The organism is Bifidobacterium olomucense (genome assembly GCF_012932375.1).
GTDB classification, from domain to species: domain Bacteria; phylum Actinomycetota; class Actinomycetes; order Actinomycetales; family Bifidobacteriaceae; genus Bifidobacterium; species Bifidobacterium olomucense.
This window is the reverse complement of the sequence record NZ_JAAIIG010000003.1, coordinates 265,634-283,190: the sequence shown is the minus strand read 5'-3', so window position 1 is coordinate 283,190 and position 17,557 is coordinate 265,634. Positions and strand designations below refer to the sequence as shown.

14 protein-coding genes are annotated in these 17,557 nt (G+C 57.7%); 10 read left to right on the top strand and 4 right to left on the bottom strand.

Annotation, left to right across the window (positions count from 1 at the left end):
* The first annotated feature begins 129 nt into the window (after positions 1-129).
* The 3 genes from G1C97_RS04990 to G1C97_RS04980 all read left to right on the top strand — a co-directional run bounded on the left by G1C97_RS04990 (position 130) and on the right by G1C97_RS04980 (position 3,434).
* Positions 130-423, top strand: coding sequence for a DUF4193 domain-containing protein (locus tag G1C97_RS04990; RefSeq protein ID WP_100495862.1), 294 nt, complete (start codon positions 130-132; stop codon positions 421-423).
* Entirely contained in the window at positions 423-899 is a 477-nt protein-coding gene (gene dut, locus G1C97_RS04985; protein ID WP_100495861.1) for a dUTP diphosphatase, read from the top strand. Before G1C97_RS04990 ends, dut begins: the two co-directional genes overlap by 1 nt.
* A 210-nt stretch (positions 900-1,109) precedes the next feature.
* Positions 1,110-3,434, top strand: coding sequence for a RelA/SpoT family protein (locus G1C97_RS04980; RefSeq protein ID WP_169240804.1), 2,325 nt, complete (start codon positions 1,110-1,112; stop codon positions 3,432-3,434).
* Between the two features lie 141 nt (positions 3,435-3,575).
* Here the strand turns inward: G1C97_RS04980 and G1C97_RS04975 are convergent, their stop codons facing one another.
* The 3 genes from G1C97_RS04975 to G1C97_RS04965 form a co-directional block, all read right to left on the bottom strand.
* Positions 3,576-4,115: a peptidylprolyl isomerase gene (locus tag G1C97_RS04975; protein ID WP_100495859.1), complete on the bottom strand. Its 540-nt coding sequence runs from the start codon at positions 4,113-4,115 to the stop codon at positions 3,576-3,578.
* 135 nt (positions 4,116-4,250) lie between these two features.
* Positions 4,251-5,363 (bottom strand): hypothetical protein, encoded by a 1,113-nt coding sequence (locus G1C97_RS04970; RefSeq protein WP_169240803.1) that lies wholly within the window; start codon positions 5,361-5,363, stop codon positions 4,251-4,253.
* A gap of 132 nt (positions 5,364-5,495) precedes the next feature.
* Positions 5,496-6,431, bottom strand: coding sequence for a DMT family transporter (locus tag G1C97_RS04965; RefSeq protein WP_169240802.1), 936 nt, complete (start codon positions 6,429-6,431; stop codon positions 5,496-5,498).
* A gap of 262 nt (positions 6,432-6,693) precedes the next feature.
* Here G1C97_RS04965 and G1C97_RS04960 point away from each other — a divergent pair, with 262 nt between their 5' ends.
* On the top strand, positions 6,694-7,098 hold the full coding sequence (locus tag G1C97_RS04960) for a pyridoxamine 5'-phosphate oxidase family protein (protein WP_169240801.1): 405 nt from the start codon (positions 6,694-6,696) through the stop codon (positions 7,096-7,098).
* Between the two features lie 79 nt (positions 7,099-7,177).
* Here G1C97_RS04960 and G1C97_RS04955 read toward each other — a convergent pair whose 3' ends face one another.
* Complete coding sequence (locus G1C97_RS04955) at positions 7,178-8,500, bottom strand: THUMP-like domain-containing protein (RefSeq protein ID WP_169240800.1); 1,323 nt, start codon at positions 8,498-8,500, stop codon at positions 7,178-7,180.
* A gap of 241 nt (positions 8,501-8,741) precedes the next feature.
* Between G1C97_RS04955 and G1C97_RS04950 the strand changes: the two genes are divergently transcribed.
* From G1C97_RS04950 to G1C97_RS04925, 6 genes are all read left to right on the top strand, one after another.
* Positions 8,742-9,587, top strand: a complete 846-nt coding sequence (locus tag G1C97_RS04950) for a histidine phosphatase family protein (protein ID WP_169240799.1) — start codon at positions 8,742-8,744, stop codon at positions 9,585-9,587.
* Positions 9,588-9,790: 203 nt separating this feature from the next.
* Entirely contained in the window at positions 9,791-10,741 is a 951-nt protein-coding gene (locus tag G1C97_RS04945; protein WP_169240798.1) for a magnesium transporter CorA family protein, read from the top strand.
* Between the two features lie 9 nt (positions 10,742-10,750).
* Complete coding sequence (locus tag G1C97_RS04940) at positions 10,751-11,668, top strand: transporter substrate-binding domain-containing protein (RefSeq protein WP_169240797.1); 918 nt, start codon at positions 10,751-10,753, stop codon at positions 11,666-11,668.
* 41 nt (positions 11,669-11,709) lie between these two features.
* Complete coding sequence (leuS, locus tag G1C97_RS04935) at positions 11,710-14,673, top strand: leucine--tRNA ligase (protein WP_169240796.1); 2,964 nt, start codon at positions 11,710-11,712, stop codon at positions 14,671-14,673.
* A gap of 154 nt (positions 14,674-14,827) precedes the next feature.
* Positions 14,828-15,691 carry a ComEA family DNA-binding protein gene (locus tag G1C97_RS12220; protein ID WP_240951012.1) on the top strand — a complete coding sequence of 288 codons (864 nt, stop codon included), beginning with the start codon at positions 14,828-14,830 and terminating at the stop codon, positions 15,689-15,691.
* Between the two features lie 6 nt (positions 15,692-15,697).
* Complete coding sequence (locus G1C97_RS04925; protein WP_240951011.1) at positions 15,698-17,515, top strand: ComEC/Rec2 family competence protein; 1,818 nt, start codon at positions 15,698-15,700, stop codon at positions 17,513-17,515.
* The last annotated feature ends 42 nt before the right edge of the window (positions 17,516-17,557 follow it).

Below are 17,557 nucleotides of genomic sequence, written 5' to 3'. Positions count from 1 at the left end.
TTTTAGGTCTTTTGAACTTATGGACCAATACTGGTGTAATGCGTTTTTTTTCGAATCGTGTACCCTATGGGCGAGTACGGCGCAATGCAATGACGCCGACCGTAGAGGGCATACGACGAAAGGACCATAATGGCTCAGGATTATGATTCCCCCCGCAACAAGGACGAGGACGAGGAATCGCTGCAGGCGCTGGGGAAGTCCACGCAGAACTCCTCGAGCGACATCGATGACGATGAGAACGCCATTGCCGAGGATTACGAGCTGCCGGGTGCAGATCTGAGCAACGAAGACTCCTCAGTGACCGTCATTCCGATGCAGGGTGACGAGTTCGTCTGCTCGCAGTGTTTCCTGGTCAAGCACCGTAGCCAGCTCGCCTATACAGACGAGGATGGCCAGCCGGTGTGTGAGGAGTGCGCCGCCTGATGGCGTTCGACGAGACCTACAACGAGCCTGAATCCACTGAAGTTCTGGTCAAGTCTTTGGACCCGGAGCACCCGGCGCAGTTGCATTATGCGCATGCCGGTGACGCCGGTGCCGACTTGATCACCACTGTCGATGTGACGCTGAAACCGTTTGAACGGGCCTTGGTTCCTACCGGTGTGGCCATCGCTCTGCCGGCAGGCTATGTGGCGTTGGTTCATCCGCGTTCCGGTTTGGCCGTCAAACAGGGTGTCACTGTGCTCAACGCGCCGGGAACCGTTGATGCGGGATACCGTGGCGAGATCAAGGTGCCGCTGATCAATCTCGATCCGGAACATACTGTTGTCTTCCATCCGGGCGATCGCATTGCTCAGCTTGTGATTCAGCGGTATGTCGAGGCGCGATTCGTGCCGGCAGAGATTCTGCCGGGCTCCGACCGTGCCGAACGCGGCTTCGGCTCGACCGGCGTGGCATCCTGACTGTTTGTATTCTCGATGGTCTGCACCATGGCTTGCATGGTGCAGACCATCGGCTATCTGCGGTCGGTTACCGGTTCAGGAATCGTGTATGTCGTATATGAGTTGTGCCGAACGCCGTCCATAGGCTCAGTGTTCGAAAAGAAGCGGGCATGAGTCCAAGCGACTGCGTATCGCGGTTACAATGTTTGCAAGATGAGGGAGGTGCCTGGTATGTCGGAGATTGATGGCGAGCAGTACGCCGCCCGTAAGCTGGGTTGTGAGATCAGTGCTGATCCGCTCAATCCACTGGAACCAATTAAGAAGGTGTGTCAGGTTCATCACCCCGATGAGGACCTGTCCATTCTTGACCGCGCCTATCGTCGTGCAGTGATTCAACATTCCACGCAACGTCGCAAATCAGGTGAGCCGTATATCATTCATCCGCTGGCCGTCTCTCAGATACTTGCCGATTTGGGCATGGGGCCGGTAGTAGTGGCGGCTGGTCTGCTGCACGATACGGTGGAGGATACCGATTACACGCTTGAGCAATGCCGTGCCGAATTCGGGGACACGGTGGCCGGTCTGGTCGATGGCGTGACCAAGCTCAGCCAGCTGGAAGTGGGGGATTCCGCTCAGGCGGAAACCATCCGCAAACTGGTCGTGGCCATGAGCCGCGACGTGCGCACTTTGGTGGTTAAATTGGCTGATAGAGTGCATAACGCTCGTACCTGGCGTTATGTGAAAACCTCATCTGCGCAGAAGAAGGCGCGTGAAACCCTCGATGTATATGCGCCACTGGCCAACCGGCTTGGTATGAATGCCATCAAAACCGAGCTGGAAGAGTTGAGCTTCAAAGTCCTATATCCGAAAATCTACAATGAAATTGTAGTGTTGGTGGCACGTCGTGCCGGTCAACGTGACGTGTATCTCAAGCAGATCCTCGCCGAAATCAACGAGGATCTTTCCGAACAGCACATCAAGGCCTATGTGACCGGCCGCCCGAAGGATTACTTCTCCATCTATCAGAAGATGATCGTACGCGGCCATGATTTCGCCAACATCTACGATCTGGTGGGCGTGCGCATCATCGTTGATTCGATTCAGGACTGCTATGCGGCACTTGGCGCCGTACATGCGCGATGGAATCCGGTACCGGGCCGATTCAAGGATTACATCGCCATGCCCAAGCTCAACATGTACCAGTCGCTGCACACTACGGTAGTAGGACCTGGTGGTAAGCCGGTCGAAATTCAAATTCGTACATGGGACATGCACCGCCGCGCTGAGTTCGGTATCGCTGCCCATTGGAAGTACAAGGAGAACGGCCAGGCGGGCCGTGCGCTGAGTTCTCCGGACAAGTCCGATCGCAAACGCGGCGAGAGCGGTCAGGAGCTTTCCGAGGCCGACAACCTGAAGTGGATTCAGCAGCTTGCCGACTGGACGTCCGAAACCCCTGATTCCAACGAATTCCTTGGTTCCCTCAAGGAGGACCTTGGTTCCGCGGAAGTATATGTGTTCACGCCGAAAGGCAAGATTGTCTCCCTGCCGGCCAAGGCCACACCGGTTGATTTCGCCTACGCCGTGCACACCGAAGTCGGCCATCGTACGATGGGTGCACGCGTCAATGGTCGACTGGTGCCGCTCGACACCACGCTCGACAATGGCGACACGGTGGAGATCCTGACCTCGAAGTCGGACACCGCCGGACCTTCGCGCGACTGGTTGAGCTTCGTCAAAAGCCCCAAGGCCCGTAACAAGATCCGCCAATGGTTCTCCAAGGAACGTCGTACCGAGGCTATTGAAGAAGGACGTGACGAGCTGACGCGCGCCATGCGCAAGCGGAATCTGCCCATCAATGCGTTGCTCACTCCCGAAGCTTTGGTGGGAGTGGCCGACGATTTGAATTTCCCGAATGCGGATGCGGTGTTCGCCGCTATCGGCGACGGTCAGGTTTCCACACAGAACGTCATTTCGCATCTGGTCAAGGACGCCGGTGCCGACGAGGTGGACGAAGAGGTGGAGCAGGAGGTTCTGCCGCTGAAGCCGGTGGAGCGCAAGACCTCCAGCAGTTCAACCGGCGTGTCCGTCAAAGGCGTGGGAGATGTGTGGATCAAACTTGCCCGCTGTTGCATGCCGGTACCGGGAGACAAGATCATCGGCTTCATCACCCGCAATCAGGGCGTGTCCGTGCATCGCACCGACTGCCAGAACATGATCGAACTGAAAAGCAAGCAGCCCGAGCGCGTTGTTGAGGTCGAGTGGACCAGCACCAAGGGTCTGTTCATGGTGAAGATTCAGGTCGAGGCGTTGGATCGCCGCAACCTGTTGTCTGACGTGACGCGTGTGCTTTCCGATCATGGAGTAAACATCATCTCCGGTACGATTGCCACCGGTTCCGATCGTGTGGCTACCAGCCAGTTCAGCTTTGAAATGGCTGATCCGCAGCACCTCAATACATTGCTGGCTGCTGTCCGAAAAATCGAAGGAGTCTTTGACGTTTACCGTATCACCGGTGCCAAGGAATCCGCTGAGCCGCGTCTGCGCAAGATGAAGTAAGCTGAAGTAAGCTCTGCCTCTTCTGCAGGAGGGGTAATAGAAAAACAACAGGAGAGCCGCCTGACTGCAAATCATAGATGCAGTCAGGCGGCTCTCCTTCTTTGATTGACGGATGGATATCGTTCTTCTGTCGAGCTTCGATTACTCGGCCACGTCGATGGACAGAATCACAGCCGGCTCAAGCGGGCGATCCATCGGATCGGTGGCGACCGCTTCCAAGGCATCCACTACCTTCTTGGAAGCATCATCCGCGACCTCGCCGAAAATGGTGTGGTGGCCATCCAGCCATGGGGTCGGCACGGTCGTGATGAAGAACTGGGAGCCATTGGTGCCATGAATCTGACCATCACGCCCGCGACGCAGACCAGCATTGGCCATGGCCAGCAGGTACGGGCGATCGAACTTCAGGCTCGGGTCGATCTCATCATCGAACTCATAGCCTGGACCGCCGGTGCCGGTGCCGAGCGGGCAACCGCCTTGAATCATGAAGTCCTTGATGATGCGGTGGAAGGTCAGGCCGTTGTAGAACTTGCCGTGGGAAGGCTGACCGGTGTACGGATCCGCCCACTCCTTCTCGCCGGTGGCGAGGCCAAGGAAATTGGCGACGGTGTTCGGAGCCTTGTCGTCGAACAGGTTGATGGTGATGCTACCTTCAGAGGTGTTCATAGTAATAGTGCTCATAGTGTTCCAGTCTCTCATTGCCCCATGTCAAAGCTGGTCGCCGGGATTGACGACCGGTGTCGTAGTGGACGCAGGGCGATTGTTGATATCCATTGACTATCACGGCAGGAGATGTGACAGCCAATCGCTAATTCATTAATGAATGGTCGTAATACCGGTGCCACTTGCCTCACCGGTGTTGGAGGAGGTCCCGGAGCTTGAACTCGAACTATTGGAAGAGCCGGTCGATCCGGTTGAACCAGAAGAACCTGAGCCGCCAGTGCTACCGGTGCCGCTGGAAGTGGAACCGCTGGTTCCCGAATCCAAGCTACCGCCGGAGGACGAATCCGACGAGCCTGTGGAGTCTTCGGTTTTGTTTGACGTGCTGCCGCTGTTGGTGCCTGAGTTCGTGTCCGTCGTACCGCTGGAGTCGCTGTCGTCTGTAGATGTATTTGAGCCATCGGAGGTATTGGTGTCGGATGATGTCGAAGAGTCCGAGCCGGTACCTCCGGTGTTGCCGGATGTGGAATCCTGCGACGTGCTGTTGCCGCTCTGGTTGAGATCGTTGCTGGAGGAATTGGGCGTATCGGTTTGCGTGTCGGTGTCGGCATCGGTATCCGTTTGCGTTGGCGTGGTGACGGTCGGAGTGTTCCAATCGCGTACGACGTGATCCGTGCCTTGACCGCGGGTGACGAGCATAATGATGCCCGCGGTCAAGGCGACGGCGAGCAAGCCGGACACTAGGGTCACCACGACGGCTGTACGTGCCGTATTGCGTGGCTTGCGTTTCCTGCGGAGCTCGTTGACCGAATACGTGTGTCCCTGTGCTCGATTGGACACTATTTCGCGAGGCTTCCGTACAGACAGCGATTCGACGGCCAACGCGGCGCGTGCGTCAATGTCGTCGGATTCCGCCGTATCTGATGAGGAAGTGACTTGTCGTCCTTCTTCTTCGTGAGTGTTGCCGGCATCGGCGGAACTGACGGAATCATGCTCCTCGTGTGGCTGGCCTGTCGGCGTCGTGCTCGCATCCCCATCTTCACTGCCGTTGTCCTCATCATCATTTGAAACCGATTGGAATTTCTCGGTAGAGGCGGTGATCACGTTCTTGTAGATATTCGTGGCCACGGAGGAGATGATGTAGCTGGCTGCCGCGCCGATCACCGAGCCGGCAATGCCGATATGCGCCGCCAGCAGAAACGAGGTGACAGCCGCAAGGGTGCCCGCCACGATCGAGGAAAGGGAAAGACCTTGGAAAAACTTCTTCACATCCTCGAACCTATACGGTTGGACTCCAAGGTTCCTGAAGACTCGATGAATATAACGGAATGCTTACACGAGACCTTCAAAATCTTCACAACTGGGCAGTGACGGTCGGTTCCCCAGCCCCTCGGACGACGCTCAGTTACGGTGCAACGAGTGCTTGGTCGGTCTGAGCACCGACATGAGCACGGCTGCGAAAATCAGTGCGAATCCCACCAACGAACTCCATATGATGCGTTCGCCCCAGAACAAGGCGGAGAAAGACACGGCGAACAGGCTTTCCGTGCACATGATAATCGAGGCTTGCGAGGCCGGTACATGGGCCAAGCCGATATTCTGCATGATCTGCGCACTCATCGTGGCACCAAGGAACAGGTACAGTACGCTGGCGATCACCGAGGGGGCCAGCCAGCCGGCGTTCGGTGCCGGCTCAGTGAACACAGCGCCGATCAGAAACAGCACGCCCGCAACGGCGAACTGCACAAACGTCACGGCAATCGGATCAAAACGTTTCGTATACACGCCAAGGCACGTCAGATTGAACGAGAAGATGATTGCGGTGGCGATGGTCAGCCAGTCGCCTATGCTCAACGACAAGGACCCACCGGGCTTGAGCGACACGAAACCCACGCCGATCAAACAGATCACGCCCGCCACCAGATTGATGATCTTGGGCCGTGTCTTCGAGACGATCCATGTGGCGAACGGCGTCAATACGCAGTAGGCGGCGGTCAGGAACGCGCTGCGTCCCGGTTCGATGGTCTGCAGACCGATGGTTTGCGTAATCATCGTGCCCCAGTAGGTGAGCCCCACCACCAATGCCGGAATGATGATTTTCGGCGTCAGATACGGCACGATGTGCTTATGAAACAATGCCAGCATGCACAGGCAGGCGCCGGTCATACGCAGGGTCATCAGCCACTGGGGTGCAATGGCCTCCATAGCAAATTTGGCTAGAAGATAGCTTCCTCCCCACAATGCAGCGCACGCGAGCAGCATGAGACGTGCCAGATTCGGAGGGAATGAACGGGACCAGCGGCTGCGCAGCTTGCTGAAACGTTCGACCATACCCATAATGCACCCCGGCCTTGTTTCTTGTCGTTCCGCACATAGATTACGGGTACGGCCGGCCAAAACGAAGACAAGGAGGCGGCGAGTGTCTGTCATCGGCGGAAGTGACATTTTCTGCGTTGGAAAGGCGATGCATGAGATATACGCCGGCCAAGGCAAGGAGGCAAGAGCATAAGGTGAGGTTACTCACAGCGAACATGCGGGCGGATGGAGTGCACATTCGCTAATCTTATATAGGTATTAATTTGTCAAGAAAGGACTTGCCATGGCAGTCATTACCCCTGAAATCAAGGAATTCGTGGCCAACAACCTCGGCTTCGTCTCCACCATCTCCAAGGACGGCGAGCTGGATCTCGGTCCGAAGATGTCCCTGTTCGTGCTGGACGACACGCACATCGCCTACCACGAGCGTACCGCAGGCCAGACTTACGAGAATCTGAAGAACGGTTCCCCGCTGGTCGTTGCCTTCGCCAATCTGGAGAAGAAGCAGGGCTACCGCTTCCGTGGCACTGTGACCCTGCACACCGATGACGACATCTACGAGGCGCAGGTCAAGGTAGCCGAGGAGAAGGGCACCAAGAAGCCGGCCGTGATTCCGGTGCTCGAAGTCACCGAGATCCAGAACCTGGCCTCCGGCCCGAACGCCGGCAAGACCATCGTCAAGGATTGATCGTTTCGCAGCTCCACGTGCAGCTGCAACCTGTGAAGCCGCTTCGTCGTACTTGGCGAGCGGCTTTTTTATGCGGTTTTCAGGCCTTTTTCGTGGCGATGACGATATGGTGGCCATACGCATTGGTGGTGGCGAACAGATAGGTGTCGCCGCCATCCTTGAGCTTCAGCTTTTTGCGTAACGCGGCAACGGACATCGGGAAGTTGCGCACGGCGATATTGGCATGAGTAAGCCCTGAAATAGTATGTTTCAATTCCTTTTTATTCAAGCTTCCCACTGTGGTGATAGCGAACGATCGACCAGGGAAATCATCGACACGTTGTCCGCCAACGAACAGATGACTGTTTGGCGCAATCATGGAAACCGGGAAACGCTGCTCGATAACATCAAAGCATCCTGCTTTCATGATCGAGGCGTTAGGCTCATAAAGATAGCCGGCTTTCGAAACATCGGTGATGGTTTCTTGCTCGTACTGTCCACGCCTACCGGCGTCAATGGTTTCGTCGTTCATCGCATGATACTCCAATACCTGATCGTCATTGACGCATACGATGCGAGGCTCATTGCAAATGCCACGCTTCAGCACCAGTAACAGGTCCTTGCATTCGTTGCCGACGGATACGATGTGTACCTCATGCACCGAACCGGCAAAATCGGCCACGGTCTTATGCCAATCCAACATAGGGGAGAGTTTGACCATAACCAAAGGCGCTTTGGCGAGAAGTTGACTTTTCAATGCCAGTACGTCCGGAGTGCAGTCAGCTATCGCATACGTGCGCGAACCGTGACTATCGCGGCGAGCCGGGTCAAGGAACAACATCGAAGCAGAATCGAGGCAATTCAACACTTCGATGGAATCTTTGTTGACGATCCGCGTCGAACCTAGACCGAGCAACGGGAGATTATGCCGTGCGATTTCACAGAGATTCGACTGACGCTCCACATAAACAGCGTTATCAAACACAGGTGCCATATAGGAGAAATCCACGCCGAAGCCGCCGGTCAGATCGACGAGAGTAGTGGGCGATGGATCATCGGAACAGTTCGACCGATCGGCACCCATCCCGGCGCCAATGCTTTGGCCATCCGCGGGGGTGCCGGGTACATCCGTACCGGTGGACGCATGTCTGATCTCTTCCATGAGACGGATTGCCAATTGCGCCTTATAGCGTGCCGTGAACTGAGAGGAGCACTGTTCCATCGGCACCTGGGACGGGTAGATCAGCCTGTCATGCGCGGCCCAGTCAGGAAGCTTTACACAAGCACGCTGCCATCCGGAAATCTGCTCCAAAGCGAATGGCATATCAACTGCAGCATCATGCTTGGCATGCAATGCCAGTTCGCGGACATCGTCATGGCGATGCTCGGCAATAAACGCCCATGTCTGTTCGTTAATCTCCACGTACGCCATTGTAGAGGAGCGGAGCCGGCACACGGCAACGCCGACGTTGAACGGCAGCCGGATCGCCGTGGAAGCCGTTTGTATGTTCGCGTGAGGAACGGAGGGTGCGCGCACATACAAAGGTTTGAACCGGGAAAAACGTTTGTATGTTCGCGGGGCGGTGGTCAATCGCGCGCACATACAAACGATTTCGTCTCCAAGGGTTGTGATGAGATGAAAGAACAACGGGTAAGGAGGCCACATGATCGATGAAGTGGTGATGTTGCGTCACGGGCGCACGGCATACAATCTCGCGCACCGGCTGCAGGGCCAGATCGACGTGCCGTTGGACATCGTCGGCCAATGGCAGGCCGACCAAAGCGGATATGCGCTCGCCAGTCGGTTCTACTGGGCGAAAGTCAGCGAATGCGCTGCTCGCCCCGAGTTGATCGCGCAGCCGCCGGCGAGCGCGGCCGAACGCACCGATCTTGGCCAATACCGTGAGGCTCCGGCGGCCGCACGTCGCATGGTGGTCATTTCCTCTGATCTCTTCCGGGCGCAGCAGACCGCGCACGCATTCGCTGATCTGCTTGGCCTTGACGTCATTCTGGACGAACGGTTGCGTGAACGGAGTTTCGGCCAATGGGAAGGATTGACCCGGGAAGAGATCAAGGCCATAGACGCGGCGGCCTACGCTTCGTGGAAGCAGCATACCGGGGGAGAGACCCGTTACGGCGTGGAAAGTCGTGCCCATGTGGGGCGACGCGGTGCCAAAGCGGTGCAGGAGTTGATCGCGGATCCTCGCTATGCGGGCACGACGCCCACAACGATGATGCTGGTCGGCCATGGTTCATGGATTACCGCCACTATTACGAGGCTGCTTGACTTGAATCCAGATGGCATGAACGCACTCGGAGGCATGCGCAACGCCTGCTGGTGCCGGCTCAAAGTGCGTCACACCGTCAATGGACGTGACGTCGACGAGCCCCTGTTCGAACTGCAGGAATACAATGCGGCGCCTCCCATCGCGAACAATGCAGACTGGGAGAACGGCCCCGCCGAGCTTCGCGGCCCGTCAATACCGGATTGGCAACCTATCGTCTGGTGATCTTATGGCCTTGGATTTCATGGACTTTGCAATGGTCCTGAAATCATGGCGAGAACGCCCGTGACAATACCGTAAAACTACGGGAATGAGTCCCTGAAGATGCCGGTTTCGCCATAAGTTCGCCCGGTGGGTCTAGACTAATTTCGGTTTTAGACCGTACAGCGATAGAACACTGGAAAGCGCGAAAGGCGGGTGAACACATCATGCTGAGAATCTTCAGCTCGATCAACGGCCAAGTGGAGCAGATCGAAAAACCGGAAAACGGCGCATGGCTGTGTCTCAGCGAACCCACCGATGTGGAGCTCGCCACCGTCGCCTCCCAGACCGGCATCGATCTGGCCGATCTGCGCGCCCCGTTGGATGATGAGGAACGTTCACGTGTGGACGTCGAGGATGATTACACGATGATCATCGTGGATATCCCCACCGTGGAGGAACGTGGCGGGCGCGACTGGTACGAGACCATCCCGTTGTCGATCATCCTGACTGAAAACCTCATCATCACCGTCTGCATGCAAGATACGCCCGTGCTCCATCCATTCATGGAAGGCACGATCCGTGGATTCAACACGTATATGCGTTCACGATTCATCCTGCAGGTCCTCTATCGCAACGCCACCATGTATTTGCGCTACCTGCGCATCATCGACCGGGAAAGCGACAAGCTCGAATTGAAGCTGCGCCACTCGATGCAGAACCGTGAGATCGTAATGCTCATGGAACTGTCCAAAACATTGGTGTACTTCACCACATCGCTGAAATCAAACGAAATCGTGATGGAAAAACTCACCACGCTGCAACGTATCAAGAAATACCCGGATGATGAAGACCTGCTCGACGACGTCATCACCGAAAACAAACAGGCTATCGAGATGGCCAACATCTACAGCGGCGTTCTTGCGAACATGACCGATGCGTTCGCTTCGATCGTGTCCAACAACCTGAACAATGTGATGCGCATCTTCACCATCATCTCCATCACGCTTTCGATTCCCACGCTGATCTTCTCCATGTACGGCATGAATTTCCAGGAGGGCATGCTCGGTATGCCTTTGAGTGACAAATCATGGGGATTCTTGACGATCATCCTTATCTCCATAGCGCTTTCGGTGGCTGTGACATGGTTCCTCACCCGTTCGCGTATGTTCAAGTGACGCACGCCGATGCCTAGGTGTCCTCGTCGTGCAAGCCGTCTGGGTATCCGTCTAGCCGCTGCGGTGATGGCGATGCTGGTCTGCGCTCCGGCGCTTGTCGGTTGCGGCCATGTACAGGTCACCACGGTGTCCGGCGCGCCGGAAGGTCCCACCATCGCCATTGGCGTGCCGGCCGACGAGCCGGCAATCGGGGCATGGCATGATGGCGAATACGAGGGCTTCGATGTGACGGTCGCCAAATATGTGGCTGCTAAACTCGGGTATGCGAACAAGCAGATCATCTTCAAGCAGGTACGTCCGGAAACCCGATTCGCCATGCTGGATGATGGCCAGGTGGATATGGTCGTGGCGTCTTGGCCGGTAACCGATGGGTCCATGAGCCAGGTCGACTTCGCGGGACCATACCTGCAGACAGGGGTGGGATTGCTGGTCCGCGTCGATGACCGTGACAGGTTCATCGGAGGCGATGATGATGTGAGCGGTGATTTATCCGCCGTCGGCCGCGACCTCTCTGACCGCATTATATGCGCAGTGAAAGGCGATGAAACCGTTGCGCTGTTTCATGCCAGCCATCCTGAAGTGACTGTGCGGCCCCGAAGCAGCTACGCGCAATGCGTCACGGCATTGCAGGTGGGCTCGGCGGATGCCATCGTTGCCGATTCTGCTGTGTTGTCCGGCCTGAGATCGGCTAACGGGCCGCAGTATATGACGGTGCTTGAAGATCGGGGTGCCGTACGATACGGCATCGCGGTAGGGAAAGGCGATTCGCAACTTGCCGAGGAAATAGCCGAAGCGTTGCAGGACATGGTTCGCGATGGCGATCTGTCGGCGGCACAGGATCGGCTTCATCGCAACACCGGACTTGCAACAACGACAGGTGACAATCCTCGGGCCATTGTCTCGGATGCTGACTCGACCACCGAGTGACGGCGATGGCGTGTCCAGTTGCGCGGCTACTTTGCTTGTTTATGAGTGACAACGAGAAGAGCACGCAAACCGAAGAGCCCAGCTTCCGCTACAACGCCGCACTGGCGCAGGACATCGAAAACAAATGGCAGCAGTACTGGGACGAGCATGGCACCTTCTGGGCGGCCAACGTCAACGGTGATCTGAAGGACGGCAAGGGCCGCAACGCCGAAGGTCGTACCGCCTATTTCGCCATGGACATGTTCCCATACCCGTCCGGCAAAGGCCTGCATGTAGGACATCCTCTCGGATATCTGGCCTCCGACGTGGTGAGCCGCTACCACCGCATGAAGGGTGAAAACGTGCTGCATGCCATGGGCTACGACGCCTTCGGTTTGCCCGCCGAACAGTACGCCGTGCAGACCGGCCAGCATCCGCGCGTGACCACCGAGACGAACATCGCCAACATGTCCCGCCAGCTGCATCGTATGGGTCTGAGCTTCGACAACCGCCGTACCTTCGCCACCATCGACCCCGGCTACGTGCGCTGGACCCAGTGGATCTTCTCGCGCATCTACGAATCCTGGTATGACGATGAGGCCACCAACCCTTCCGGTACCAAGGGTTCAGCCCGCCCGATCAGCGAACTCGTCGCCAAATTCGAATCCGGAGAGAAAACCATCCCCGGTCATGAGACCGACGGCAAGGCGTGGCGAGACCTCACCGAAGCCGAGCAGCAGGATATTCTGAACGACTTCCGCTTGGCCTACATCTCCAAGTCCCCGGTCAACTGGTGCCCGGGCCTTGGCACTGTGCTCGCCAACGAGGAGGTCACCGCCGAAGGCAAGTCCGAGCGCGGCAACTTCCCGGTCTTCCAGCGTGAACTTCGTCAGTGGTCCATGCGCATCACCAAGTACGGCCACCGACTCATCGAGGATCTCGACGGCATCAACTGGCCTGAAAAAGTCAAGCTCATGCAGCGCAACTGGATCGGTGAGTCCCACGGCGCATCCGTGCACTTCGAGGTGCCCACCGCCGATGGTGTCAAGGACATGGAAATCTACACCACCCGTCCCGACACCCTGTTCGGCACCACGTTCGCCGTGGTCTCCCCGGAACATGACCTGCTCCAGTACGTACCCGCGGAATGGCCTGCCGATGTGCCGGAAGCCTGGAAGGGCGGCTACGCCACTCCGGCCGAAGGCATGAAGGCCTACCGTATCGCCGCCGAATCCAAGACCGCGAAGGATCGTGTGGATGAAGCCGGCGAGAAGACCGGCCTGTTCACCGGCCTGTATGCCATCAATCCGATCACCGGTGCGAAGCTGCCTCTGTTCACTGCTGATTACGTGCTCATGGATTACGGCACCGGTGCCATCATGGCCGTGCCGGGCGGCGATCAGCGTGATTACGATTTCGCTGTCAAGTTCGGTCTGCCGGTCATCTACACCGTCCAGCCGTTGCCGGAATCCGGCGATTCGCTGGACAACTACGAGGGCAAGGCGCCGTTCGTCTCCCACGACGGCATCGTCATCAATTCCGCCGTGGACGCCACCAAGGCCAAGGGCGATGCCCTGAGCCTCAACGGTCTGCGGGTGGACGATGCCATCGCCAAGGTGAACGCATGGCTTGAATCCGCAGGTGTCGGCAAGGGCACCGTGTCCTACCGTCTGCGTGACTGGCTGTTCTCCCGTCAGCGTTACTGGGGCGAGCCTTTCCCGATCGTCTACGGTGAGGACGGCACCCCGCACCTGCTGCCGGACTCCGCTCTGCCCATCAACCTGCCGGATGTGCCGGACTACGAGCCGCGCACCTTCGACCCGATGGACGCCGAATCCAACCCGGAGGCTCCGCTGAGCCGCAACGAGGACTGGGTCAAGGTCGAGCTCGATCTGGGCGACGGCAAGAAGACCTACTATCGCGACACCAACACCATGCCGAACTGGGCCGGCTCCTGCTGGTACTACATGCGTTACATCGATCCGACCGACACGGCCCGCATGGTCGAAAAGGACGAGTTCGACTACTGGATGGGTCCGAACCACAACAAGTACTCCGGTGACGAGGGCGGCGTGGACCTGTACATCGGCGGCGTGGAGCATGCCGTGCTGCACCTGCTCTACTCCCGCTTCTGGCATAAGATCCTCTTCGACCTGGGCTATGTGGACTCCGCCGAACCATTCCACAAGCTGTTCAACCAAGGCATGATCCAGGCCTACGCGTACACCGACGACCGTGGCCAGTATGTGCCGGCCGACGAGGTCGTGGAAGGCCCAGCCGACGCCTCCGGCGAGCCGACGTTCACGTGGAACGGTGAGCACGCCAACCGTGAGTTCGGCAAGATGGGCAAGTCCCTCAAGAACATTGTGACCCCGGACTTCATGTACGAGAATTACGGTGCCGACACCTTCCGCCTGTACGAGATGAGCATGGGTCCGCTGGACGAATCCCGTCCGTGGAACACGCGCAACGTGGTCGGCGGCATGCGATTCCTGCAGCGTCTGTGGCGCAACGTGATCGACGAGACCACCGGTGAAGCCCATGTGTCCGAAGACACTCCGGACGAGAAGACCCTGAAGCTCCTCAACAACACGATCGCCGAGGTGACCGAAGAGATGGAGGGCATGCGCCCGAACACCGCCATCGCCAAGCTCATCGTGCTCAACAACCACCTGACCTCTCTGAAGTCCGTGCCGCGTGCCGCCGTCGAGCCGCAGATTCTGATGCTCGCCCCGATCGCCCCGCACATCTGCGAGGAGATGTGGAACAAGCTCGGTCATAACGAATCCCTGTCCGCCGAGCCGTGGCCGGTGGCGGACGAACGCTACGTGGGTCACGACACCGTGACCGCCGTGGTGCAGATCAAGGGCAAGGTGCGCGCCAAGCTCGAAGTGCCGGTGGATATCGATCCGGCCGAACTGGAGAAGAAGGCATTGGAAGCCGTGGCCGAACGCCTTGGCGGCAAGGAGCCGCGCAAGGTGATCGTCAAGGCGCCTAAGATCGTCTCCATCGTGCCCGCGGAATAACTTCGGCCGAACCTGAGCCGAATTGCGGCATCGGGATGACTGATGCGGGCCGGTTCGCCACTGACGCGCATCAGTGTGGATAAGTTCATAAGCTGGAACCACATACCTCATTCCGGCTGGACAAAACGCCCATGCACCCCTCAATTTGGAGTGCATGGGCGTTTTTCATCTCTTCACCGGCGGTCGTTCGACTCAATCCGTCCGCGTGGCGCATGCAGCGGCACGACTCGACGCATTGTCAGGTCGCATGCAAGCTCATCGCAACGAGAGCCAGGCCGACCCGCGTGGCTCAAAACCGTATCGTCATTCGATGGAGAACGACTCCACACGTATCAGCGCGCATAGCGCACACAGCGTGCCGTTGCCTTCCCGGAGGCAATCATCAAGGATGATTGCTCCACAACGATCCATTCGGCCAGAACAGGATACGAAACCGGCGTTTTCCGGCCGGCAATCGCTTTCCATGCTGATCGGCGTGAGACCATCCGATGCTATGAACGAAACGGCGCGGCGTAACAGAGATAAGCCGCGGCTCACGTTCGCCATCAATCATGCGCTGGTGGTGATACTGCTGCTGGTCACTTCACTTGGCATAAGTCTGACACTTCTGGCGCAACAGGCGATGAACTTTTCCGTTCTGTCATCCGACCGTAATGCGGTACAGACTTCCGGCAAAAACGATGACAGCAACGACAGCAACGATGACACCGGTGAGGATGGCGACGATTCGGCGACAGCCGAACGACACGATGATGTGCGAAACGGTGACGCCGACCAAACAGGCCGGACATTAGACGAGGATGCGACCTCGGCGGAGCAGGATGGGCGTATCGATCTCAACACCGCCACATCCGAACAATTGCAGACCATCAAAGGCATCGGTCCGGTTACCGCAGAACGGATTTTAGAACATCGTAAGGCCATCGGACGATTCGGCTCCGTGGAGCAGCTCCTTGACGTGAAAGGTATCGGATCCAAAACATTGGAGAAGATTCGCGGACAGGTGACAGTGCGCTGAGGAGGAATGATGGATTGGATGCTGCGTGAACAGGGAAGCCGCGACTGGCGGCTTCTGCCGGTGGCGTTGACTTTATGGTCCGCAAGTCTTTCCGCCCACCTCGCTTTCGACGAGTGGAGTGCAGCGGCTCAGCCCGAGAGCGCGAAGACCGCGATGAACAGTGCGGTATCTACTTCCGCCACCGCATCGGCACATGTGATGACGGCGATCGTTATCATCTTGGCAGTAGTAGCGCTGATAATGGCAACGCGATTGAGAACACGATGGATGGGCACGGTGGCGGTATGTCTTGCGGTGGCGTGCATCGGCGGCATCACCGCCATTGCGGCGGATAGCGCGGCATGGCGTGACTCGGCTTCGGTATGGGCCAGGAACCATGGCACTCTTACGCAAGTACGAGCCACCGTTATCGCACCGATGGTAGCCTCCGACCGACGTGAATACGCTTGCCAAGCGGATGTGAGGCTCAACGGCATCAGCATGGACGTGTCCATTCCCGCCGCCCGCAGTGAACAGGTCAATCCAGCAATGCAGCGATCTTCCGCCCAAGCGCGTGTCTATATGCCGGCACAACACTGTTCGATAATCCATAGGGGAGCGGTCTACCATTTGAGCGGAACCCTGAAGGAATCCGAATACGGTCGCATGCCGTTATGGCTGTCGGTGGAAGACGGATCGGCGGTTGCACAAGTCGAAGAACCGCCATGGCATCGCGCAATGATAGAACATATGCAGCAGTCGTTCTTCCACGCTACCGAACGACTTTCCGATCAAGGCCGAATATTGGTCCCCGGTCTTACCATGGGCGTACTCGGTCAGGATTATGCAAGCGTGGCGGGCAGCCCGGCATACGAGATCTCGTCTGACACGCTGACGACGAGTCGCACGAATGCCATCAATGAGACTTACTCCAATACATTGGAAGAACGATTCCAACGCTGCGGCATCATGCATCTCATGGCGGTCTCCGGCGGACATTTCGTACTGCTTGCCGATATAGTACGCAGAACGTGCATGAGATTGCTGCTCAAACGAAGCATCAGCGCCATGCTGATGGCATGCTCATACGTGTTGCTCGCGTTGCTGATGTTTCCCGGTGATTCGGTTACCCGAGCCCTCATCATGGGATTGCTGGGTATCGCGGCATATGGCATAGGGCGACGCGCGCAATCGGTAAGCGCCCTCAGCTGGACGGTGATCGTCGTGCTCATAGTCAACCCCGACATGTCACGAAGCTACGGATTCGCGCTCTCCTCGGCCGCGGTAATCGGCATTGTGCTATTCACCAAGCCTTTGAGCGACGCGTTTCGCCGATTGTTGCCGGAGCCGATTGCGCAGATGACGGCAATGACCATGGGAGCACAGATTTTCACACTGCCTATTCAGATACTGATGGAACCCGAGTTGCCATTGCTGTCCATACCGGCAAACCTGCTGGTCTCGCCATTCGTAGGCTTCGCCACCTTAACCGGGCTCATGGCACTGTCCTGCGCATGGTGCGCGCCATGGTTGGCGGGCCTATTCGCATGGATTGCATCGTTGGGTACGCTTGTCATGGAACAAGTGGCGATGTGGCTCGGAGCCAGCGATTGGGCTGTGCTGCCTTGGCCGGAAGGGGTGAGCGGAGCCGTACTGATGCTGGCGGCGGAGGGCGGGATCGCGGCGCTCGCAGTATTCACGGTCCGTATCGTCCGGCGGCGCGGTCAGGACGGTGCTGATGCGGATTTGCCCGGCCGGTATTTCGGCTCAACCCGTCGCCTTCGCATGATGCTTTGGTGGCAGGAGACGCGTCGGCTGCTCATTCCAGACGCGGACGGTCGCTGACTCGATGCCTCTTGCGTTTGTGCCGCTCTTGCCCTTGAAGGC

What these genes read in the sequence shown, in the direction of transcription:
- G1C97_RS04990 (WP_100495862.1), top strand. Translation starts at nt 130, where the DNA reads ATGGCTCAGGATTATGATTCCCCCCGCAACAAGGACGAGGACGAGGAA.
- dut (WP_100495861.1), top strand. Translation starts at nt 423, where the DNA reads ATGGCGTTCGACGAGACCTACAACGAGCCTGAATCCACTGAAGTTCTG.
- G1C97_RS04980 (WP_169240804.1), top strand. Translation starts at nt 1,110, where the DNA reads ATGTCGGAGATTGATGGCGAGCAGTACGCCGCCCGTAAGCTGGGTTGT.
- G1C97_RS04975 (WP_100495859.1), bottom strand. Translation starts at nt 4,115, where the DNA reads ATGAGCACTATTACTATGAACACCTCTGAAGGTAGCATCACCATCAAC.
- G1C97_RS04965 (WP_169240802.1), bottom strand. Translation starts at nt 6,431, where the DNA reads ATGGGTATGGTCGAACGTTTCAGCAAGCTGCGCAGCCGCTGGTCCCGT.
- G1C97_RS04960 (WP_169240801.1), top strand. Translation starts at nt 6,694, where the DNA reads ATGGCAGTCATTACCCCTGAAATCAAGGAATTCGTGGCCAACAACCTC.
- G1C97_RS04950 (WP_169240799.1), top strand. Translation starts at nt 8,742, where the DNA reads ATGATCGATGAAGTGGTGATGTTGCGTCACGGGCGCACGGCATACAAT.
- G1C97_RS04945 (WP_169240798.1), top strand. Translation starts at nt 9,791, where the DNA reads ATGCTGAGAATCTTCAGCTCGATCAACGGCCAAGTGGAGCAGATCGAA.
- G1C97_RS04940 (WP_169240797.1), top strand. Translation starts at nt 10,751, where the DNA reads ATGCCTAGGTGTCCTCGTCGTGCAAGCCGTCTGGGTATCCGTCTAGCC.
- leuS (WP_169240796.1), top strand. Translation starts at nt 11,710, where the DNA reads ATGAGTGACAACGAGAAGAGCACGCAAACCGAAGAGCCCAGCTTCCGC.
- G1C97_RS12220 (WP_240951012.1), top strand. Translation starts at nt 14,828, where the DNA reads ATGGGCGTTTTTCATCTCTTCACCGGCGGTCGTTCGACTCAATCCGTC.
- G1C97_RS04925 (WP_240951011.1), top strand. Translation starts at nt 15,698, where the DNA reads ATGATGGATTGGATGCTGCGTGAACAGGGAAGCCGCGACTGGCGGCTT.